The organism is Catenulispora rubra (assembly GCF_015356825.1).
GTDB lineage: Bacteria > Actinomycetota > Actinomycetes > Streptomycetales > Catenulisporaceae > Catenulispora > Catenulispora rubra.
In genome coordinates, this window is the sequence record NZ_JAACYW010000136.1 from 1 (window position 1) to 22007 (window position 22007).

The 22007-nt window shown below is 70.0% G+C and carries 18 protein-coding genes; 3 read left to right on the plus strand and 15 right to left on the minus strand.

The genetic code is table 11. The features are described 5' to 3' along the window. Together GWK61_RS30760 and GWK61_RS30765 are read left to right on the plus strand one after the other, a co-directional pair. Positions 1-581: ABC-2 membrane transporter-related protein (locus GWK61_RS30760; protein WP_228563207.1), on the plus strand; the 581-nt coding region annotated here is incomplete at its 5' end. Positions 582-697: 116 nt separating this feature from the next. Then, entirely contained in the window at positions 698-1105 is a 408-nt protein-coding gene (locus GWK61_RS30765; RefSeq protein WP_323747827.1) for a winged helix-turn-helix transcriptional regulator, read from the plus strand. Positions 1106-1321: 216 nt separating this feature from the next. Here GWK61_RS30765 and GWK61_RS30770 read toward each other — a convergent pair whose 3' ends face one another. From GWK61_RS30770 to GWK61_RS30805, 8 genes are all read right to left on the minus strand, one after another. After that, positions 1322-2716, minus strand: a complete 1395-nt coding sequence (locus tag GWK61_RS30770; protein ID WP_194914791.1) for a hypothetical protein — start codon at positions 2714-2716, stop codon at positions 1322-1324. 403 nt (positions 2717-3119) lie between these two features. Then, the gene (locus GWK61_RS30775; RefSeq protein ID WP_194914863.1) at positions 3120-3794 is read right to left on the minus strand and encodes a response regulator transcription factor; all 675 of its coding nucleotides are present in this window, start codon (positions 3792-3794) and stop codon (positions 3120-3122) included. A 5-nt stretch (positions 3795-3799) separates the two neighbouring features. After that, positions 3800-5017, minus strand: coding sequence for a sensor histidine kinase (locus tag GWK61_RS30780; RefSeq protein WP_194914793.1), 1218 nt, complete (start codon positions 5015-5017; stop codon positions 3800-3802). A 37-nt stretch (positions 5018-5054) separates the two neighbouring features. Next, entirely contained in the window at positions 5055-5840 is a 786-nt protein-coding gene (locus GWK61_RS30785; protein ID WP_194914796.1) for an ABC transporter permease, read from the minus strand. After that, on the minus strand, positions 5840-6685 hold the full coding sequence (locus GWK61_RS30790; RefSeq protein WP_194914800.1) for an ABC transporter permease: 846 nt from the start codon (positions 6683-6685) through the stop codon (positions 5840-5842). The genes GWK61_RS30785 and GWK61_RS30790 overlap by 1 nt, the downstream gene beginning before the upstream one ends. A 79-nt stretch (positions 6686-6764) precedes the next feature. After that, the gene (locus GWK61_RS30795) at positions 6765-7718 is read right to left on the minus strand and encodes an ABC transporter ATP-binding protein (protein ID WP_194914808.1); all 954 of its coding nucleotides are present in this window, start codon (positions 7716-7718) and stop codon (positions 6765-6767) included. Positions 7719-7945: 227 nt separating this feature from the next. Beyond that, complete coding sequence (locus tag GWK61_RS30800; RefSeq protein WP_194914817.1) at positions 7946-11155, minus strand: glycoside hydrolase family 3 C-terminal domain-containing protein; 3210 nt, start codon at positions 11153-11155, stop codon at positions 7946-7948. Between the two features lie 304 nt (positions 11156-11459). Continuing rightward, positions 11460-12353 (minus strand): NAD-dependent epimerase/dehydratase family protein, encoded by an 894-nt coding sequence (locus GWK61_RS30805; RefSeq protein WP_194914820.1) that lies wholly within the window; start codon positions 12351-12353, stop codon positions 11460-11462. 134 nt (positions 12354-12487) lie between these two features. On the opposite strand from GWK61_RS30805, the gene GWK61_RS30810 reads away from it, so the two are divergent. After that, a complete protein-coding gene (locus GWK61_RS30810; RefSeq protein WP_194914821.1) occupies positions 12488-13465 on the plus strand; it encodes a GlxA family transcriptional regulator in 978 nt (325 codons plus the stop codon). Here the strand turns inward: GWK61_RS30810 and GWK61_RS30815 are convergent. The 7 genes from GWK61_RS30815 to GWK61_RS30845 form a co-directional block, all read right to left on the minus strand. Further along, positions 13407-14270: an alpha/beta fold hydrolase gene (locus tag GWK61_RS30815; protein WP_194914824.1), complete on the minus strand. Its 864-nt coding sequence runs from the start codon at positions 14268-14270 to the stop codon at positions 13407-13409. The two genes, GWK61_RS30810 and GWK61_RS30815, sit on opposite strands and share 59 nt — an antisense overlap. 81 nt (positions 14271-14351) lie before the next feature. Next, the gene (locus GWK61_RS30820) at positions 14352-15041 is read right to left on the minus strand and encodes a TetR/AcrR family transcriptional regulator (RefSeq protein WP_228563208.1); all 690 of its coding nucleotides are present in this window, start codon (positions 15039-15041) and stop codon (positions 14352-14354) included. A gap of 74 nt (positions 15042-15115) precedes the next feature. Continuing rightward, positions 15116-16975 carry an alkaline phosphatase family protein gene (locus GWK61_RS30825; protein ID WP_194914826.1) on the minus strand — a complete coding sequence of 620 codons (1860 nt, stop codon included), beginning with the start codon at positions 16973-16975 and terminating at the stop codon, positions 15116-15118. A 424-nt stretch (positions 16976-17399) separates the two neighbouring features. Next, positions 17400-19088, minus strand: a complete 1689-nt coding sequence (locus GWK61_RS30830) for an ISAzo13 family transposase (RefSeq protein WP_194914829.1) — start codon at positions 19086-19088, stop codon at positions 17400-17402. Between the two features lie 740 nt (positions 19089-19828). Then, positions 19829-19990 (minus strand): hypothetical protein, encoded by a 162-nt coding sequence (locus tag GWK61_RS30835; protein WP_194914835.1) that lies wholly within the window; start codon positions 19988-19990, stop codon positions 19829-19831. Positions 19991-20091: 101 nt separating this feature from the next. Then, a complete protein-coding gene (locus GWK61_RS30840) occupies positions 20092-21318 on the minus strand; it encodes a sensor histidine kinase (protein ID WP_194914837.1) in 1227 nt (408 codons plus the stop codon). After that, a complete protein-coding gene (locus tag GWK61_RS30845; protein ID WP_194914839.1) occupies positions 21318-21995 on the minus strand; it encodes a response regulator transcription factor in 678 nt (225 codons plus the stop codon). Before GWK61_RS30845 ends, GWK61_RS30840 begins: the two co-directional genes overlap by 1 nt. Positions 21996-22007 lie beyond the last annotated feature (12 nt).

Below are 22007 nucleotides of genomic sequence, written 5' to 3' on the forward strand. Positions count from 1 at the left end.
GGGGTGGGCCGCGGGGTGTCGGAACACAGATCAGCCGGTTCCAGAAGGTGGTGTTCGACGCGCGGGGCGTCGTGCCGCTGGGGTACGCGGCGCTCGGGTTCGTGGTGGGGGTCGTGGTCGGGGTGCTGGTCCGGCGGACCGTGCCGGCGATGGCGGCGACGCTGGTGGTCGTGGCGGCGGTGCAGTTCGTCGTGCCGACGTGGGTGCGGCCGCATCTGGTCGCGCCGGCGACGATCACGGGTCCGGTGCTGACGGCGTCGGACCTGCGGTCGGCGCAGTTCGGGAGCGAGGGGCAGGTGACGGTGCCGGTCGACATCCGCGGGGCGTGGATCGTGACGAACCGGACGGTGAGGCCGGACGGGCGCGGGTTCAGCTTGCTGGACGCGTCGCAGTGCATGAATCTGGGGATCGCGGAGACCGGCGACTGCCTGGCGAAGCTGGGGCTGCGGCAGGTGGTGACGTATCAGCCGGCCGACCGGTTCTGGGAGTTCCAGGGGATCGAGACCGCGATGCTGCTGGGCGCTGCGGTGGTGCTGGCTGCGGGTGGGGTGGTGTGGATCCGGAAGGTGCGGCTCTCGTAGCGGCGCGTGGTGCACGCGTGGTCTGCGCTTGGTCCGGCGGGGCTGTAGCTCACTTTTGGGAAGTAGCCGCTACTCGGTAAAGTAGCCGCCCAGCGGATAGAAATGAGGTGAGCGTTGTGGCGTCTGTCGCGACCGTGACCATGACCGAGGCACCTTCGTACGACCCGTTCGAGCGGGGCTGCCCGTCGCGGGACCTGCTCGACCGCATCGGCGACAAGTGGTCGATCCTCGTGCTCGGCGCCCTCGGCCAGCACGGAAGGTCGCGGTTCACCGACTTGCGCAAGCGGCTCGCGGGCGTCAGCGAGAAGATGCTGACGCAGACCCTGCGCGCCCTGGAACGCGACGGCCTGGTCCTGCGTACGGTGTACCCCGAGGTGCCGGTGCGCGTGGAGTACGAGCTGACGCCGCTGGGCGTGACGCTACGCGGACCGGTGAAGGCGCTCACCGAGTGGTCGCTGGAGCACACGACGGAAGTGCTGGCCGCGCGCGACGAGTATGACGGCCGGGCTGGTCGGGCCAGCTGACACGCCCCGCCAGCGCAAGTCCTCTCGCGACGACGGAATAGTCGCCCGCCAGCCGGCGCGGCATCCGGCGCATACTCGCGAACCCGCCGACCCCGGGTCCTGCGCCTCGCGCTGCGCGCCCCGCCCCGACCCGGACCGTGCACGGCTGTACCAGCTCGGCGCGCTGGCCGCCGCTGCCGCCGCCCTCGGCCCCTGGCAACCCACCGTGGCGCCGGCTCAGAGCATCGTCGTGAGCGTGTCGATGATGATCTGCTCCGGGCTCGTGCCGGCCGTGCTCGGCGGCCGGTGGAAATGGCCGAGCCAGCCGTAGATCGACATGGCGCCGCCGGCGATGCCGGGGAAGTCGACGTCCCAGCCGCAGGCGTAGTGCAGGGCGCCGCCGGAGGCCAGGAGTTCGTCGGAGGGGATGTAGGCCGGTATCTCGTTGGCGTAGCCGGCGACCCAGATGCCGTTGGACCCGCCGTGCCGGTTGCGGAAGTAGACGCCGTAGCCGGACACGAGTTCGCCGCCGGTCAGGGCGATGTCGAGGGGGCCGGAGGCGCCGGGGAGCTTCCAGGTCTGCAGCGGCAGCGGGATGGCGGTCTGGAAGGAGTGGGCGTCGATCTGGCCGATCATCACCTCGGCGTGCCGCCGGTAGTAGCCCGTGTAGCCGGCCGTGGTGCTGGTCTGGCGGACGACGTAGTCGGCCCGGACCGCGGCGAGGTTGGCCGGCGTGTCCGTGATGTCCAGCGGCAGGCTGACTTCCTGATAGGCGGTGCTGATCGGACCGCTCACCGCACGTCCGGGAGTGGCGATCGCGTTGACCACGGTCTGGCCCAGGTCGCTGCCCAGGCTCTGGGACAACGGCCAGTCGCGGCCGTTCACCGGCGGATCCTGATCCCCCGCCGGGCCGGTGAGGAACTGGGCGAAGGCCCCGGTCGAGCTCTCCAGCAGCGAGCAGGCCACGCCCGGATAGTCCGGATCGAACAGCGTCTGTCCTCCCGCCGACACCGGATGGCACCCGTAACCGAACAGGACCGCCAGCGGGCTGCCGCCGGTACTGCGGGCGACCAGCACCGGGACGTCGACCTCGACGTAGGGCAGGCCTTCCCGGTTGTAGGCGAAGTTCTCGTCCGCGACCTGGTAATCCAGCGTGCACGGGACCTGCACCGCACCCAGCGTGTTGCGCACCAGGCTCACGATGGTGTCCTCCAGATCCGCGCTGTAGGACTCGACCGCGTTCATCACGTCCGAGCCGGGCTGGATGTTGTAGCTGATATACGGGTTCAGCTCGTCGATCAGCACCGGCCCGTTGTGGGTGTGGGTGGCGGTCAGGATGAAGTCGGAGTTGGCCACGCCGAGCGGGATGACCCGGGAGCGGATCCCCTGGTGCATCGAGCGGGGAAAGGCCAGCACGTCGGCGGTGACGATCACGTTGGGGAAGCCGTTGTCCCAGAAGATCGTGCAACGCGCGTACAGCGGCGCGTTGCTCCCCTGCGCCAGCCGGGGCGAGTCGACGCCGTATCCCGCCATGGCAAGATCGGCGGTGGGGGTGATGTCCACCTTGCCGAACGAGACCGCCATCGGCACCGCGGCAGCCTGCGCCGAACCGGCCAGGAGATCGGGCGCCACGACGGCTCCGGCGGCGGCTGCCGCTGCGCCCACGAGCACGCGTCGTCGAGAGATGGCCATTCAAGCCCCCATGATTCGGATCTCGTGCCCGGCGGGCCCGAACGATCGGCCGACGGCCGCGCCCATGTCTCAGGACCCTGTCGCACATATTATCTAGGTATCCGCTTGAGTCCAGCAGGTAGCCAGGAGATCCAGACAGCGACTCGGCAAGAAGATCTGGCACGATCACTCGACTCCAGGAGGAGGTCCGTCCCGGTGAATGATTTCTCCGGCCAGGTCGAACGCGACCTTCGCGACGCTGGTTGGCGACCGGGGCGCGAGATCTATCTGGTCGAGACCTGGGTTGCCGCCTTGCCGGGTCGAGCAGGAGTTCCGGCCGGTGTCGGCGGATGCGGAGGTTCGCCTACCCCTGCCGCCCGCGCGGCTGCACCAGGCCCGACTCGTAGGCGGCGACTGCGGCCTGCAGGCGGTCGCGGACGCCGAGCTTGGCCAGGATGTTCTGCACGTGCGACTTCACCGTGGATTCGGCCAGGTGCAGGGCGGTGCCGATCTCGGCGTTCGAGAGGCCGCGGGCGACTAGGAGCAGGACGTCCACCTCGCGGGCGGACAGCCGCTTACGGAGCTCGGCGCCGTCGGAGGGGTCGGGTTGGTCGGCGGTCATGCGTTCCAGCATCCGGCGCGTGACTGAGGGGGCCAGGATGGCGTCGCCCGCGGCGATTACGCGGACCGCTTCCACGAGTTGGTCGGCGGTGGCGTCCTTGAGGAGGAAGCCGGAGGCGCCGGCGCGTAGGGCGTCGGCGACGTAGTCGTCGAGGTGGAAGGTGGTGAGCATCAGGATCCTGGTGGCGTGGGGGCCGGGGCCGGAGCAGAGCGCGCGTGTAGCGGCGACGCCGTCGAGGCGTGGCATGCGGATGTCCATCAGCGCGATGTCCGGGCGCAGGCGGCGGACCGCCTCGACCGCCTCGGCGCCGTCAGCCGCCTCCCCCACGACCTCCATGCCCGGCTCGGACTCGATGATCGCGCGCAGGCCGGAGCGGACCAGGCGCTGGTCGTCGGCGATCAGGACGCTGATGGTCATGGTGGTCATGGGGAGCCCTCCTCTGGGAGCGGGATGACCGCCTCGACTTCGAAGCCGCCGCCGTTGATGCCGGGGCCGGCACGCAGGGTCCCGCCGTAGATCGCGACCCGCTCGCGCATGCCGACTATGCCGTGGGCGGCGCCGGATGGTGGGCGGGTCGAGCCAGTCGAGCCGGCGGGGCCGCAGCCGTCGTCGAGCACTGACACCCGCACCGACCCACGACCCGGCTCGACGGTGACGGCGGCCGTCGCCCCAGGACCGGCGTGCTTGAGCACATTGGTCAGCGACTCCTGCACGATCCGGTACACCGCCAGCCCCACGCCCGGCGGCAGGTCGGACGGCGGCGCGTCCAGCCGCACCGGCAGCCCGCCGGACTCGAACCGCGCGACCAGCTCCCCCAGGTCGTCCAGCCCCGGCTGCGGACTCATCTCGGGCTCGGCGTCCGGCCGAAGGACGGCCAGCACCCGCCGCATCTCCGCCAGCGCCTCGCGCCCCGTCGCCGAGATCGTGGCCAGGAACGGCGTCACCGCCTCCGGATTCGTCCGCGCCGAGCGCGTCGCCGCCTCGGCCTGCACGGTGATCAGGCTGATCGAGTGCCCGACGACGTCGTGCAGCTCCCGCGCGATCCGCAGCCGCTCCTCGGCCACGGCCCGCGCCGCACGCTCGCCTTCCTCCGCCTCCAGCCGGGCCGCACGCTCGACCAGCTCGGCGATGTAGGCGCGCCGGGTGCGCAACGCATAGCCGAGGATCCACGCCGACACCACGGCCAGGCCGACGCTGTTGAGCCCGTTGCCGCGCGCGTCCGGAGCGAGGTTCGCGGCGGAGAGCGCGAGGGCGGAGGCTGCCGCGATGGCCGCGCTCGCCACCGGGAAGCGGGCACGGCCGGTGCGCTCGGCGCCTTCGGCGTCCTCGATAGGAGCCGCGCCGCTGTCCCAATACACCGCCACGGCGTACGCGGCGAAGAACGTCCCCACCCCCGCGCCGCCGGCCGGGTAGCCGCCGGTCGTCAGGAAGAAGGCGACCGCCGTGGTCGCGGCCAGCGTTGCAACCGGCGCGCGCCGCCGGGCCAGCAGGATCATGCCCTGCATCACCGCCAGCGCCGGGATCGCCGCACGCGGCAGCCACGAAGCCAGCGTGTCGGTCGCGCCCAGGCCGGTGGCCGCGGCGGCGAGGACGCAGACGAGCCAGTCCAGGCCGGCCTGGCGTCGTCTGCCCGTGCTCACGTGCTCCATCATGCCCGCGTCGGCCCCGCCCGGCCCGTCAGGCGTCGCGACGCCGCAGCACCAGCGCCGCGAGCGCCCCGAGGCCGACGGCCCAGAGAGCGAGGAGCAACCAGGCCGGACCGGCGGTGACCAGGTCGGAGGTGTGCGAGTGCCACATGGACTCGCCGAGGTTGGACGGCAAGTACGGCACGGTGTGCCGCCACAGCGCGGTGTGCGGCAGCTGGTCGACCATCACCGGCAGCATCAGGAAGAGGGCGAAGACGCTGGTCATCGCCACGGCGGTGCCCCGGGCCAGGGCGCCGAGGAACACGCCGCACAGCCCGGTTCCGGTCAGGTACGCCACCGCGCCGAGCACGTGCCCGAGTACGCCGGGGTCGCCGATGTGCACCGTCGGCACGTGCCCGCTGAGCAGGCCCTGCCCGACGAAGAACGCGACGAAGCAGACCACTGCCGACGCGACCAGCGCGAGCGCTCCCAGCAGCACAGCCTTGGCAGCGAGAACGAGAGCGCGTTGCGGCGTGGCGGCGAAGGTGGTGCGGATCAGGCCGTTGCCGTACTCGCTGGTGACGACCAGCGCGCCCAGGACGCCGAAGAAGAGAACGCCGATCCGCAGGAAGCCGAAGTTGACGGTCAGCGGGTCGAAGGTGGCGCGGCTGGAAGCGCTGACATCGTTCCAGTGGTTGGCGTAGTTCGAGCAGACCAGGGCGGCCAGGCCGATGCAGAACACGGCCGCGACGACCAGCGTGATCGGCAAGGACCGCAGCGAGCGGAGCTTGATCCACTCTGAGCTGAGCACGGCCTGCACTCGGCGGGTGGGGCTCATCAGACGTCCCTCCTTCGGATGGTGACGAACGCCGCCGCGGCCGTGGCCACGACGTAGGCGGCGAAGAGGGCGAAGCCGGGCCAGGCGCCGAGGTTGTGGCCGCTGTGGTCGAGGTGCCAGATCTGGAAGCCCGCACCGGCCGGCGAGAACTCGCTGATCAGCTCGCCGGTCTTGCCCGGGAGCAGGGCCAGGATCACCGGCAGCACCATCATGACGCCGACCAGCGCGGCGAGGGACGCGGCGGTGCGGCGCAGCAGCACGCCGAGGAACAGGCCGAACAGGCCGATCCCGGTGAGGTAGAGGCCGCCGCCGAAGACCGCCGTGAGCACGCCGGGATCGCCGAGTCCGACGCGCGGCACCGGCGCGGTGAGGAACGCCCGGCCGACGAAGAAGGCGGCGAAGGACAACACGGTGCACCAGAGCCAGACGACGCCGGCGAAGATCAGCGCCTTCATCGACAGCACCTGCCGCCGCTGCGGGGTGGCGATGAACGTGCCGCGGATCAGGCCACTGGTGTATTCGCCGGTGATAGTGATGACGCCGAGCGCGCCGACCAGGAGCTGCGCGACGACGATGCCGCGCAGCGTGACGTCGCCGGGGTCGAAGGACGCACGGTCGGCGGCGGTGTAGCCGCCGTGGTAGCCGGCGGCGACCATCCAGGCGCCGAGGACCATGGCCAGGAGGGTCGCGATCAGGACGGCGGGGCCGGAGCGGACCGAGCGGAACTTGATCCATTCGCTGTCGGCGGTGGCGCGGAGTCTGGTGGCGTTGGAGGTCGCAGAGACGGCATCCGGCACCGACCCGCCGGACCGACCGGGGACGGCTGTGCTGGTGCGGGCGCTCATGCCGGCACCACTTCCAGTACTGGTTCCAGCACTGGCTCGAACACCGGGGCACTGACGGCAGCCCTTCTTGCGCGCGCACTCATGCCAACACCGCTTCCGCTTCCGCTTCCACCAACGCCGCCGCCGCCGACGCCGGCACCCGGTACTCGACACTCTCGCCGGTGAGCCGGAAGTACGCCTCCTCCAGCGACGCCGTCACATCATGCAGCTGATGCAGCACATGCCCGCGCGCCGCAGCGAGTTCGCCGATGCCGACCGAGCCGAGGCCGGAGACCGCGAGCGTGCCGTCGGGCTCGATCGTGACCTTCGCCCCGGCCGCGCGCAGGTCCGAGGTCAGGCGGCGGGGGTCGGCGGCGCGGACCTCGACGCGTTCGGCGGAGTGGCGGGCGATCAGTTCCGACAGCGGGGTATCCGCGAGCAGCCGGCCGCGGCCGATCACCAGCAGGTGGTCGGCGGTCAGCGCCATCTCGCTCATCAGGTGGCTGGACACCAGCACGGTGCGGCCCTCGGCGGCCAGCGAGCGCATCAGGGTCCGGATCCACAGGATGCCGTCCGGGTCCAGGCCGTTGACCGGCTCGTCGAACAGCAGCGTCCCCGGGTCCCCGAGCAGCGCCCCGGCGATCCCCAGCCGCTGCGCCATGCCCAGGGAGAAGCCGCCGACGCGCTTGTGCGCCACCGACGTCAGCCCGACCTCCTCCAGCACCTCGTCCACACGCCCGCGGCCGATGCCGTTGGCGGCGGCCAGGCTGTGCAGGTGGTTGTACGCCGAGCGCCCCGGGTGTACCGCACGCGCGTCCAGCAGCGCCCCGACGTCGCGCAGCGGCCACACCTTGCCCCGGTAGTCGCGGCCGTCGACGGTGACGCTCCCGGCCGTGGGCAGATCCAGCCCGAGGATCATCCGCATGGTGGTCGACTTGCCGGCCCCGTTCGGGCCCAGGAAGCCGGTCACCAGCCCGGGCCGCACCTGGAAGTCGATACCGTCCACCGCGGTCTTGTCGCCGTAGCGCTTGGTCAATGCCGTCGCCTCGATCATGAGGCCCTCCTGCAGCTCATGACCTCGACGGTAGGGAGACGGCGACCGGCCCCACCTCGTCCGGAAGGTGGATTGCGGCGGCGGACGGCCGGAAACCTCCTCCTTAGGAGGGAGCGGGAGCCGCGCCGACGCTTGTTGCCCGCTCATACAAAGAAATACGAATCGGCCCGCGCCCCCTGAGTACGGAGGCGCGAGCCGACCGAAAACGGCTGCTTACAGCTACAGCATCACGGCAGCTGCCACTTCTGGTTCGCACCGCCCCCGCAGTCCCAGATCTGCAACTGTGTGCCGGAGCCCCCTGACCCGGTGTCGTCCAAGCACCGACCAGAATGCGGGTTCACCAACTCGCCGTTGCTCTGCGCCTGCCACACCTGCGCAACGGTGTTATTGCAGGTGTAGAGCTGGATGTGAGTACCGTTCGCCGTACCGGCGCTGGCAACGTCCATGCACTTGCCCAACGCCTGAAGCGTCCCGTTGGCCGCGACGGTCCACTGCTGCGCATTGGTCCCGTTGCACGTGTAGACCTGCACCGGCGTGCCGTCGGCATTGCTGGCGCTCCGCACGTCCACACACAGCCCCTGGTACCCGGTGATCTGCCCGGACCCGGTGCCCGTGGACGAACCCGCCGGGGACTTCCACACCTGGTTCGCCGCGCCGGAGCAGTCGAAGATCTCGGCCTTCGTCCCGGACAACCCGGACCCGGTGTCGTCCAGGCAACGCCCGGACGCCGGGTTGCGCAGCGTGCCGTCGGACTGCGGTTGCCACTGCTGCGCGCCGCTGTTGTTGCAGGTGTACAGGTCCACGGCCGTGCCGTTGGTCGTGCCGCCGGAGGCCACGTCCAGGCACTTGCCGAGCGAGTGCACCGTCCCGTCGGCCTCCTCGGTCCACTGCTGCGAGTTGGTCCCGTTGCAGGTGTACACCTGCACGGCCGTGCCGTCGGCGTTGTTCGCCGAGGACACGTCCAGGCACAGGCCCTGGTACCCCACCAGCGGCGTCGTCGGGACACCGGCCGTCGAAGGCGTGACGGTCCACAGGAACGACGTCGTGGCCTGAGCCCCGTTGCCGTCGGTGGCGGTGACGCTGACCGTGCTCGTCCCGGCCGTGGTCGGCGTGCCGGTGATCTGCCCGGACGAGGAGATCGACACCCCGGCCGGCAACCCGGTCGCGGTGAACGCCGGAGTCTGGCCGCCGGTGGAGTCGCTCGCCGCGACCTGCACCGAGACCGCCGTACCGGCCTCGCCCTCCTGCGGGCCGGGGCCGGTGACGCTCACCGGCTGGCCGAGCTGGTTGGCCGCGACCGACAGCGTGCCGGACAGTGTCAGGGCACTGGCGGAGTCGGCGTCACCGACGGAGATGCCGTAGTTGCCCGTGCTGGTGGCCCAGGCGTTCGTGCTCGCGTTCCAGTAGCGCAGGTTCTGCTCGGTCACCGGGAAGGAGACCGTCTGGCTCTGGCCGGGCTGCAGGTTGACCCGTGCGAAGCCCTCCAGCTGGCGCGGCGGCTGGCCGGAGGCGGCCGGGTCGCTCACGTACAGCTGCGCGACGTCTGCCCCGGCGCGGGAACCGGTGTTGGTCACCGTCGCGGTCACGGTCGCCGCACCGCCCCGTGGCAGGGAGCTGATATGCAGGTTCGAGAACGAGAAGCTGGTGTAGGACAGGCCGTATCCGAACGGGAACAACGGCGTCAGGCCCTTGCTGTCATACCAGCGGTAGCCGACGTCGACACCCTCGGAGTACTGCACCTGGCCGTTGACGCCCGGCCACTGCGCGCCGGTGTTCGCAGGGACCTGCGACAGCGAGGTCGGGAACGTCACCGGCAGGTGGCCCGAGGGGTTGGTCGCGCCGAACAGGATGTTCGCGATCGCGGTGCCGTCGCTCTGGCCCGGGTACCAGGCTTCCAGCACGCCCTTGACCGAGGACAGCCACGGCATGGTGACCGCCGAGCCGGTGTTCAGGACCACGATCGTGTTCGGGTTCGCGTTCGCGACCGCGGAGATCAGCGAGTTGTTCGCACCGGACAGGTCGATGCCCGACAGGTCGCCGCCCTCGGACTCGGAGGTACTGACGAAGACCACTGCGACGCTGGAATTCGCGGCCAGCGACGCGGCCGAACCGCTGTTGCTGCCGTCGTTGTAGGTCACCGTCGTGCCCGCAGGCGCGGCGCTGGTGATCCCCTGGAGCGGCGTGACCGTGCCGCTGGAGTTGACCGCCGCGCTGCCGCCGCCGGCGCTCTGCACGCTGGTCGAGGCGTCGGCACCGATGACGGCGATCGAGCTGTCCCCGGAGCCGAACGGCAGCACGTTGCCAGAGTTCTTCAACAGCACCGTGCCCTGCTCGGCCAGGTGCTCACCGGTCGCCTGGTTCGCGGAGCTGGTCGCGGTCTCGGACGGCGATCCCCCGGGCGGCCTGTCGAACAGTCCGAAGGCGAATTCCTCGGTGAGGATGCGGGAGACCGACGTGTCGATCGCGGACTGCGAGACCTGGCCGGAGTTGACCGCCGATATCAGGGAGCTGCCGAAGTAGTTGTTGTCACCCGGCATGTCCTGGTCCAGGCCGGCGTTCACCGACGGCACGCCGGAATGCGTCGCGCCCCAGTCGGAGGTGACGAAGCCGCCGAAGCCGAACTGCTGGCGCAGGTCCGTGTTCAGGATGCCGGGGTTCTCACAGGCGTAGGTGCCGTTGATGGTGCTGTAGGAGCACATCACCGAGGACGCCGCGCCCTGCTGGACCGAGGTCTGGAACGCGGGGAGGTAGATCTCCTGCAACGTCTGGTTGCTGGCGATCACGTTGTCCGACGGGGTGTTGCGGTTGGTCTCCTGGTTGTACGCGGCCAGGTGCTTGACCTGTGCCATCATCCCGGTGGACTGCACGCCGCGGATGTCCGCCGCACCCATCTGGCCGTTGAGGTAGGGGTCCTCGCCGACGGACTCGAAGGCCCGGCCCCAGCGCGGGTCGCGGACGATGTTGATCGTCGGGCCCAGGTCGACGGTGGAGCCCTTGGCCGCCTCCTCGGCGCCGATGGTCTGGCCGAAGCTCTGCTCGGCGGAGGTGTCGAAGGTAGCTGCGACGCCGACGGGCGCGGGGAGCTGGGTGACGTTGTTCATGCCGTCGGCGACACCGGCCGGACCGTCCTCCAGATTCATCGCCGGGATGCACAGCGAGCCGATGGACGGCGTGAAGCCGACGTAACTCGAACCGCCGGATCCGGTCATCAGCTGGACCTTCTGGTCCAGCGTCATGTGCGCCAGGAGTTGGCTCACGCGTTGCGGGATCGGCGCGCTCGAACCCACCCACGGACACGCCGTGGACGCGGCAGCCGCGACCGGCGCGGCCCGCACGCCCGGCGCCGCGGAGTAGGTCGCGATGACGGACGCGGACAGCGCGGCCAGGCCTAGCGTGACGCGGGCCCGGCGGAGCCGGGGTCTTGCAGTGCTCGACATGGTGCCTCCCAGGGCATGCGGAAACGGCAGCTGTGCAAGGAGGTGAGTCGACGCGCTGAGGGAGAGCGCGGCCGCGAGCCGGCGGCTTGATCACCGTCCGCCCTTTTTGTTATCGGCATCAACAAACAGGGCGGTAACCCGGATGAAACACCTGTGACGAGAGCCTGTCAATGCCCGTCTCAACCGGGCGAATCAGCGCTGATAGGGCTTTCACCAGGGCTTATATACGGAGATCGGGGTGTCAGCGCTCTGTTGCGGAACTCGGCGGCCCCCGGGCGGAGGACTCCGCCCGGGGGCCGTTCTGTCAGGCGAGCACGTCCTCCAGCGGGGTCGGGGTCAGGCCGAACCGCTCGCGGATCCGGCTGGAGTCGACGAGGAAGTCCTGGTGCGACATGTGCGAGGTCTCCTCGAACTCGGCCCAGATCGGCGAGGTCAGGGACAGCAGGGCGATGTCGCGCTCGGTCAGCGTCTCCAGGCGCGGGGCCGGGGCTCCGGCTTGCTTCGCCACAATGGTGGCGACCTCGCGGACGGTCGCGTTGATGGCCGGGGCGTGCCAGGCGTGGCCGAAGGCGTCGTCGTCGCGCGCGAGCGTGACCAGGGCGCGGGCCGCGTCCTGGATGGAGGTGTATCCGGTCCTGGTGTCGATCGCGGCAGGGGTCAGGACGAGCTGGCCGGCGAGGACGTTGGGCGTGACGGTGAAGGTGAACGAGGAGAAGGCGCCCGGGCCGAGGAACTGTCCGGCGCGCACCTCGGTGGCGCGCACGCAGCCAGCCTCGTGCGCCGCCAGGGCCTCCTGCCACATCTGGGCCCTGACACGCCCCTTCGGGCCGGTGGCGAGGAACGGGAGGTCTTCGGTCACGGGGCCGGTGACCGGGCCGTAGGCGTAGAGGTTGCCGAGCATCACGTAGCGCGCGCCGCCGCGCTCGGCCGCGCCGAGGATCGCCCGGAACAGCGGCGGAACGGTCTGCGGCCAGTCGTTGTAGGCCGGCACCGCGCAGTTGAAGACGGTCGCAGCACCCTGACAGAGCTCGGCCAGCGGCTCGGCGTCGGTGGCGTCCAGGGCGATCGGCTCGACGAGGTCGTGGTCTGTCGACGTGCCGCGGCGGCTGACCAGGCGGACCGGTTCGCCGGCTGCGGCGAGCAGGTCTGCGGTGGCCAGTGCGGTGGCGCCGGCGCCGATGACGACGTGGAAGGGCATGGCTGTGCTCCGGATTCGAAGAAGGGATCGCCCGCAGGAACACGCGAGCGTGTGCGGGGCGCTGCTCCCACTGTGCGGTCCGGGCCCCGGTCCGCAGCAGTACCACGGCGGCCAAGCAACCGGAGGATCCGGCCATGTCCAAGCCCTTGCATCGGGTGGTGTTCGTCGCGGTGCCGCCGGTCATGGCGCACGATCTGTCGATGGCGCAGGCGGTGCTCTCCGATGCGGGACCGGCAGGGGCAGGGCGCAGTGCTTACGAGTTGCGGGTGACGACGCCGGATCCCGGGCTGGTCCCGACGGTTATGGGGCCGGATCTGGTGATTGGCGACGGTCTGGAGCATGTGGCGCTCGCGGACACGGTGTTCGTCGTCGGCGGTGGCGCTCGGCCGGACGTCGACGAACGCGTTTATGCCGTGCTGCGCGAGGCTTCCGCAGCGGGAAGGCGCGTTGTCGCGTCGTGTACGGGTGTCTTCGTGTTGGCGCGGGCGGGGTTGCTCGACGGACGCCGCGCCACGACGCACTGGCATCTGCTGGACCAGCTCGCGCGGGACTTCCCACGGATCACGGTTGAGCGCGACGCTTTGTATGTTGTGGACGAGCCGGTGCTCACTTCGGCCGGGGCGGCTGCTGTCGTCGAACTGTGTCTGCACCTGATCCGCAGCGACCACGGCGCGGCGGCAGCTGCGGTCGCGGGCAGCCTTGCCGTGGCCAGCCCGGCACGGCCGGCTGATCAGCCGCAGCCGAGCGCGCCGTTGCCGGGGTCGGGTGCCGAACGTTCTCTGGCCCACACGAGGAGGTGGGCACAGTCGCGGCTGAACGTGCCGATCGGGCTCGGGGACCTGGCCGCACACGCCAATGTCAGTGAACGAACACTCACCCGCCGCTTCCACGCCGAGACGGGACTCAGTCCTCTGCAATGGCTGCTGCACCAGCGCATCGACCTGGCGCGGCAGCTGCTGGAGACCACGGACCTGACAATGGACGGGATCGCCCACCGCAGCGGGTTGGGGAGCCCGGACTCGCTGCGGCGGCACTTCGTCACCCGGCTCGGGGTCACGCCGAGCGCTTATCGGACGAGGTGGCGTCCAGGAAGTGCCGGATCTCCTTCGTGAGCCTGGCCGGCTGGTCGAGGGGGATCAGGGTGTAGCAGTCCTCGATCTCGACCAGGCGGGCGTCGGGGAGGAGGCCGGCGAGTCGGCGGCCGTGTTCCGGCGGCATCACGCGATCGTTTTGCGCCCACACGACCAGCGTCGAACGGTCGAACCGAGCCAGCTTCTCGGCGGCGTCGGTGAGCAGGTTCGGGTCCGCTGCGGCGGTGCGCAGGACGCGGACGGTGTCGCGGCGGATCTCCGGCTGTCGCCAGATCGGCCGCATCCAGCGCTTAACGACGGCGTCGCCGCGTTTGGTCAGCCAGCCGAACGCCAGCGGGAGCCGACGTACCGGCTTGAGCCGCATCTGCTGCATGAACAGGCCGAACAGCGTCGGCGGGAGCTTGCCGGTGCGGAAGAGCGTGCGGCCGGTCAGGCCCGGCGGGAAGTTGTCGAACGCGTCGCAGGACACGAGGACTGCCCCGGCGATCCGCTCCAGCGGGCCTTCGGCCATCAGGAGCTGGACGAACACGCCGCCGGTGTCGTTACCGACGAGGGTGACGTCGCGGAGGTCGAGGGCGTCCAGGAACTCGGTGACCAGGGCGGCGATGCCCCGGGGCGAGAGGTCGGCTTGCGGTGACATGCCTTGGCGGTGCGCGCCCAGTGGGAGGACGGGGATGAGGCTGCGGTGGTCTGGCGCCAGGTCGTCGGCGACGGCGGTCCAGAGCGTCTCGTCCATGAGCAGGCCGTGGAGGAAGACGATCGGGGAACCGGGGCCGGCGCGGTCTTCGTACTCGATGACGCCTGCGGAGAGCTTGATCTCGTGCATGGATGACACCTCCTCCGATAAAGTGAACCACATGGTTCGCAACTGTGCACCGGCAGGAGGCCTGGCATCACCTTGTGCACGTCAGTCGGCGGCCTCCTCGCGCTCCAGCATCCGCAGCAGCGCTTCGAACCCGGCCTCGCCACCGTTGGCACCGTCCGTGCCGCCGGTGCGCCGCTGCACCAGAAAGCCCCGAATCGCAGCGAACACGAGCTCGGCGATCTCTTCCTTGCGCTGGTCGCTCCACTGCGGCGGGCACATGTCGCGCAGCGTCGGCAGGAAGTGGCCGGCGGCGTCCACGGCGATGGCGCCATGTCGTTCGGGGTCGTACATCGCCAGGCCGAGCGCCTGGTCCAGCGCACGCTGTCCCTCTCCAGTGCCGGTCAGCACCGGCCAGACCGCGCGGACCCGGCCGGCCAGGGTCTGGTCGGTTCCCGGAGCGAAGGCCGCTGCCAACGACGAGGCCAGGCGCCGCTCCCGCAGCAGCTCGACGGACTCGCGGAGCAGGTCTTCGGCGCCGTCGAAGTGGTAGAGGAGGACCTTGTGCGTGGTACCTGCCGCCTTGGCCGCGCGGCGCAGCGAGTAGTCGACGAGGCCGTGCTCGGCGAGGTCGTCGGTGACGAGGCCGAGCAGTTCGCGGCGGCGGGCCTGGGCGCGGGGCGTGCCGGCGGAGCGGCGGTAGCCGGCTGCGGTGGCTGCGGTGGCTGGGGCCTCGCTGTCGGCGGTGCTGTCGGCATTGCTGGCACTGGCGTCGTGGCCGGAATCGTCGTTCACGCCCCAAGCTTCCCCGATGCACATCGGTCCGGGCTCGTTGTCGAGCCCGGACCGATGTGGTGGCGCCAGTAGTGCTAGCTCAGGGTGAGCGTCAGCGGACCTGCGAGGATCGAGTACCCGTCGTTGTTGAAGTAGTAGACGTTGTACGTGCCCGGTCCGTAGTTCGCGGTGAACGTAGCGCTGCCGCTGGTGCCGGGGGTGTACTGCCAGGCGGTCGAGGCCTGCGAGCCGGGCGTGTTGCCGGGCTTGTAGATCCCGATCCAGTTCTTGGCGCTGTTCGTGGCCGGCGGCGTGGAGTAGGAGAACGTGACCGACGAGCCGTTCGCCACGCTCGGGGTCGTGGTCGTCAGCGTCGGGCCGGTGCTGGCGGTGCCGCTCCAGGCGTCGTTGACGGTGGCCGCGTACTTGTCGTTGTTGGTCAGCGGGGCCAGGCCGAGGGCCTGGTCGACGGTGCGGAGCAGGCCGTACTGGTCGGTGCGCTGGGCGCTGGTGTAGCCGGCCTTGACCGTGTTCTGCGATCCGAGCAGCAGGGTCGGGACGCGGTTGGGGTAGCTCGGGCCGTAGGCCTTGGTGGCGCCCTCGTCCCAGGTGAGGATCAGCAGGGACTTCTGCTGGGTCCAGGCCGGGGAGTTGAAGATGGTCGGCAGGGTGGCCTTGAGCCAGTTGTCGCCGGCGGTGACGCCGCAGGACTCCATGTCGTCGCAGTCGTCGGGCTCGAACCAGACGAAGTTCGGAGTGGTCGAGGCCGACTTCAGGTCGCTGGTCATCTGGGTGAGCGGCTGGTCGTGCCGGGCGCAGTAGCCGGTGGCGGACTCGTCGGACTTGAAGTTCTGGAAGAAGGTGAACGGCACGTCGTCGGGCGAGTAGTAGCCGTGCGAGGTGTAGTCGCAGTTGCCGTTCTCGTTCTCGACGTAGGTCTTCCAGCTCTTGCCGGCGGCCTCGACGCTGTTGCCGACGTGCGGGGCGTTGATCGTGGTGGTGGCGATGCTGTTGTCGTGCAGGCCGTAGAGGCCGCCGCCGGCCAGGGCGACGTAGTTCGGGTCCGAGGGGTGCGTGGTGGCGTAGGCCTGGCTCAGCGAGGTGCCCTTCGGCAGCAGGCTGTTGATGTACGGGGCCTGTGACGTGTTGCCGACGATGCCGGAGTAGTCCTCGTTCTCCATGTAGACCACGAAGACGTGGTCGTAGCCCGGCACCGCAGACGCCGGGGCGGTCAGCGCCGGGGCGGAAACACTGGCGCCGACGGTGAGGGACAGGTCGTCGGCGTAGCCGTCGGTGGTGTCCCCGGCAGTCCAGGTGAACGCCAGGTCTACCTTGACCGAGCGAGTGCCCGCCGGCAGCGTGCCGGTGGCGCTGCGCTGCAGGAAATCGGTGACGTTGCCACGGTCACTGTTGGTCACCGGCGCGATGGCGGCCGAACCGAGCGCGGAGCCGGAGGCGTTGAGGAAGGTCGCGGTCATGCCGACGCGGTCGTTCTGGCCCGCATAGCCGCCGAGCCACCCGGACAGCCCGAACGGCACTCCCCCGGCGTCGATGGCCGAGGCGGCAGCGGACACGTCAACGGTCTGCGCCAGATCCGAGTTCCCGGTCCCCCCGCCGGCAAAGAACTGGTTGCCACGGTTCGACGACCCGGGCGTACTGGCATCGGGGTAGCCGGACGCGCCGTAGCAGACGGCGTTCGGGTCACCGGAGACGATCGTCCAGCCAGGCATCGTCATGCCGTCGAGGCCGTTCGACGAACACTGGGCCGCATCCTCGGCCCCGGCATCGACGAGGAGGTTGGCACTGGTGGCGGCCTTGGCGCTCGCGGTCGCAGCATGCGCGGAGTGGGCGGAGCTCACGGAGAGCGTGCCGACCACCAGCGCCACCGCGGCAGTGGAGGCGAGCAGGAGGGAGCGCCCGCCTCTGGCAAAGCGGGGCAGGGACGGAGGAGTCATACGAGATCCTTTCCGTTCGACGAACGTGGCACGGGCACGGAACTGCCCCCCGACTATGGGGACGCGAGGTTGACGGGACTTCCGCGGCCGATGAACGGATCGAAGTTGTATAGCCAACAAATAGTTGTCTGGCCAACTTCGGCCACTTGGCACCGTAACTCCGGGCGCGACTGACGACCAGGGGTTGATCAGGGTTTTTCCTCGGCGGCCACGGTGGCGACGGGGCAGCGCGGCCGGCCACGTGGTGAGGGGGTCCGAAGGACCATGCCGGGGTTTGGTTCTGGGTCCCTCGCCGCGTCAGCGGGCGCAGCCAACCTGCCCGGTTTGGCGGTGTCAAGCCGGACGGAGCCGGACCACAGCAGCTGTGATGCGGCTTGATTCCGCCAGACCGGGCCAATGCCGCGTAGTTAGGGCTCGCCGCGAATTAACACGCTGGTTTGATCTCGGTCGGGTTGGTAATCCCGTTTTGTTCAGCGTATCGGTGCAGGTCGTCGAGGGTGCGGAGCCTGGTTGATGTGGGTTGGAGTGTGGCCCCGTCGTGTTCCAGGAGCTGGCGTAGGTCGCGCAGGCGGCGGTTGACGGTCTCGGCGGTGACGCCGAACAGGGCGGCGATGGCGGTCTGCGGCAGGCCCAGGCGGTAGTGGAGCATCGCGGCGAGTAGCCGGTCGGGCAGGGTGAGGATGGGGCGGCGGCCAGTGGCCGCGCCGTCGCCCTTGATGCGTGGTCGGGCTCCGCGTCGCTGGTGGAGCTGGTTTTCGCGCTGGGCGTGGTGCAGGGTCAGGAGCCTGCCGACCAGGGCGGCCAACTCATCGTTGGTGATACCGGTGATCGCGGGGTGGGCGAGCCAGGCCAGGTCGGGGCTGGGGGCATCGAAGGGGTCCGGGGTGTCGTCGATGCGGAGGAAGCCGTCGGGGCGCAGGGTGTAGTTCCAGTCGCCGTGCCAGTCGCTGCGGTCCAGCGGCAGTGCCTGCATCTGCTTGTCGCCGATCTTGATGCCCTCGGGGTAGGCGCCGGTGTCCAGTTCGGCGGCCACGGTCAGCCCGGTGCTGGTGGTAGTCGCGGCGATGCTGTTCACGACGACTTCGTGGCTGGTCAGCGGCAGCCCACGCCAGTTCATGGTGATGTGGCAGAACAGCCGGTGCTCTATCTTGTTGAACTTGCTCGTTCCCGGTGGGAAGTGCGCGACCGTGATCGCCAGACCGGTCTGCTCGGCGAACGCGGCCAGTTCGGCCTTCCAGGCCCGGGTGCGGTAGCCATTGGAGCCGCCGGCGTCACAGGTGATCAGAAGCCTGCGGGCCGAGGGATAGGTTGTCGCGCCGATACTGTTCCACCAGCGGCGGATCGACTCCACCGCGAACGCGGCGGTGTCGTGATCCGTGCCGACATTCACCCAGCCGGTGTTCGCGGCGATGTCGTAGACCCCGTAGGGCGTGACCTTACCCACGTCGGCGTCCATGAAGTCGTGGGTGCGTACCGCCACTGGGTTGCCTTTCGGCTGCCAGGACTGCCCGGCGTTCTTGAACGGGCCGATGAGCTCCTTCTTCTTGGCGTCCACCGACACCACCGGGTCCCCGGCTGCGGTGAACGCCCTGACCTGTTCGTTGATGTGCCGGAACTGGGCGTCCCGGTCCGGGTGCTGCCGTCCCTCGATCGTCTTGGCGTTGGCCTGCAGGCTGAACCCCTCCTGGCGCAGTAGGTCCGCCACGACATCGGCCGAGCAGTGGTGCCCGCCCTCGGTCAAGGCTTGGGCCAGGTTCCGGGTCGACTTCGTCGTCCACCGCAACGGCGACATCGGGTCGCCGCGCACATCGGGTTCCACCAGCGCCAGCAGGGCCGGACGCAGCCCGGGATCGAGATCGGCCAGCCGTTTGCGGCCCCCACCGGGACGACGCACCCGGCCCAGCGGATCGCCACCGGCCTCCAACTCCATGACGCCCTTGGAGACCGTGCCCTCCCGCATCTCCGCAGCCCGAGCCACTACCCGGATCCCGCCATGCCCCAGCGAGCGGGCCTCAGCCCCGGCCAGCAGCCTGCGCTGCCTCTCATCCAGGTGAGGAAATATCGACTCGAACTTCGCGGCCAGCGCCGCCTCGTTCTCCACCGGTATGCCCATACCACAACAACGAGCCGCTCAGGGCAAAGCAACGCTTTAAATCGCGGCGAGCCCTTAAGGATTCTGGCCTGCTGTCAACTGTGCTCAATTTGACCAGGCGGAGCCTTGGATACGACACCTCGCAGCCATCGAACTACAGCAATCAGGGCATATCGAACAGCGTTGAGGGTCAAATTGTCCTAGTTGACAAGGCCTCAGAATCCTTAACTACGCGGCATTGCAGACCGGGCTGGTTCCGTTTACGGCGATGACGCGGCGAGGGACCCAGAACCTCGGCGACCACAAGCAACACCGCCAGCAAACAACGCAACGCAGGCAACAGCGGACAGAAAGCCGAACAGTCACGGACCGGCGGCATCAAGCAGGTCGCGCGGGTCGCCCCCTCGTCGAGGAGGCCCGCCAGAGGCCTCAACGCACCCACCAAACGCGGCCGCCACCCGCCCGCATGACGCATGCGCAGTGACTCGGACTCATGCGAGGTCGTGCACGCGAAAACCGCCACCCGCCAACGCACCATGCACAGACTCGGACCTGTGCGCGGTCGTCTCCACGAATACCGGCGGCCGCCAGCGCGACGCATTTCGCTCAACCGAACTGCGTCCCCTGCGAGGCCATCCAACCATTGGCGAAGCCGTCAAAAAACGCCTGTAAATCCACGAACACACCGCAGCCTGCCGACAGACCGCAGTGACGCCTGACCCGCAGTGTGCAAGTCGATGCGGCGGCATATTGTTAGGGAATTATCGCCCCTTATACACAGATATAGCACGCACCACCGACACCAACACCAACACCAACACCGACACCGACACCGACACCGACACCCCCGCCACCACCACTGACACCGACACCGACACCGACACCGACACCGCCGCCGCCGCCGCCGCCACCACTACAGACACTCACACCGCCAGCCACCACCGACACCGACACCCACGGCCACCGACACGGCCACCGACACCGACGACGCGGCCGCCGCCAGCACCGCCACAACCACCACCCCTCAACTCGCCCCCGGCAACCGCACCGTAAAACTCGCCCCCGCGCCCGGCCGCCCCACAGCCCGAATCGTCCCGCCATGATCAGTCGCGATCTCCCGCGCCAGCGCCAGCCCCAGCCCGAAGTGGTGCGGCCCGGGGCTTCCGCTCTGCGCGAAGCGCTCGAAGATGCGCTCCCGATCGGCGGGGTCGAAGCCGGTGCCGTCGTCGGTGACTTCGAGTTCGACGATGCCCCGGCCAGCCTGCCGCAAAGAGATCTCGATCCGCCCGTCCGGCTCGGTGTGGCTGATCGCGTTGTCGATCAGGGTTGAGATCATGCGACGCACTGGCGAGTGGGCGCCTTTGATCGTCAGCTGCTCGCCGACGGTGTTCAGCACCATCTCGCGCGAGCCCAGGCGTGGCCGCTCCGCCTCGATCACCTCCGCCGCCAGGGTCGCCAGGTCGAATTCCTCGCAGCGGGTCGGGTCGCTGCGCATGCCCGCTGACATCAGCAGGTCTTCGACCACGTCGTTCAGTTCGCCGGCCGACTGGACGATCGCCGTCAGCTCCCCGGTCAGCCGCTCCGACAACGGCTCGCCGCCCTGCGCGCGGAGCAGCATCTGCGCGCGAGTATGCAGCCGGGTCAGCGGGGTGCGCAGCTCGTGGCTGGCGTCGGCGACGAAGCGGCGCTGCCGATCCAGCGCGTCGCCGAGCGGGGCGATCGAGCGTCGCCCGAGGACCGCGCCGACGACCGTCGCCAGCACCACACCGAGCAGCCCGACCAGCAGCAGCGCTCGTACCAGATGGTCCAGGTCCGCCTGTTGGTACCAGGTGTCGAGCACGGCCTGGCGGGTCACGCCGCCGTGCCGCACCGTCATCACGTCGTAGACCGTCGGCCCGATCGTGACCTGCGTCTGCGACGGCGCCTCGCCGGACTGCGCCGCGTCGACCGCCGCCACCGCGGAGTGCAGCGGGAAGCCGGCTGGGATCTGCTGGGGGTGGCGGACGGTCGTGCCGTCGATCTCGAACAGCCACAGGCACGGTGTCACCGCGTCCGGGCTGCCGACCTCCAGCGCCGTGTTCATCATGTGCCGGGCCTGGGTGCGCTGCTCGTCCAGGACCACGCGGTAGGCGCAGAATCCGAGCAGCGCGAGGGCGAGGAGGAAGCCCACGGCGATCCGGCACGCCAGCGCCGCGGCGGCGCGCGTCAGCATGCGCCGCTCGGGGGCTGGCGGGGCGGACCGTCGGAACATCAGAGCATGCCTATCCGGTAGCCGAGGCCGTAGGCGGTCCGGACGATCTGCCGGCCGAGCTTACGGCGCAGGTAGTACACGTACGTGTCGACGACCGACTCGGCGGCCGTGTCCGGGAACACCTCGGCCCGCAGCTGGGACCGCGAGTGGATGGCGCGGGGCCGCGCGGCCAGGGTGTGCAGCAGGTCGAACTCCCGCGGGGAGAGCGGGATCCGGGTGCCGTCCGGCAGGGCGACGTCGCGCGCCTGCCGGTCCAGGTAGCCGGCGCCGAGGCGGAGCAGGTCGGAGGAGTCGGCGAAGCGGCGGTCCAGCGCGCGGATCCGGGCCAGCAGCTCGTCGAGGTCGAAGGGCTTGGTCAGGTAGTCGTCGGCGCCGGCGTCGAGGCCGCGGACCCGCTCGGCGTACGCCCCGAGCGCCGTGAGGATCAGCACCCGGGCCGTCACCGCGCGCCGCCGCAGCCCGGCGAGCAGCTCCAGGCCGTCCATCCCGGGCAGCCGCCGGTCGATCACCATGACCCGGTACTCGTGCGCCAGACCGAGGTGCAGACCGCGCTGCGCGTCGTACGCGGTGTCCACCTGGTAGCCCTCGCCCTCGATGAGGGTGCCGAGCAGCGCCGCGAGCTCGACATCGTCCTCGACGATCAGCAGTCTGGGCTTCTGCGGCTTCTCCGCTGCCATGACACCGGATTG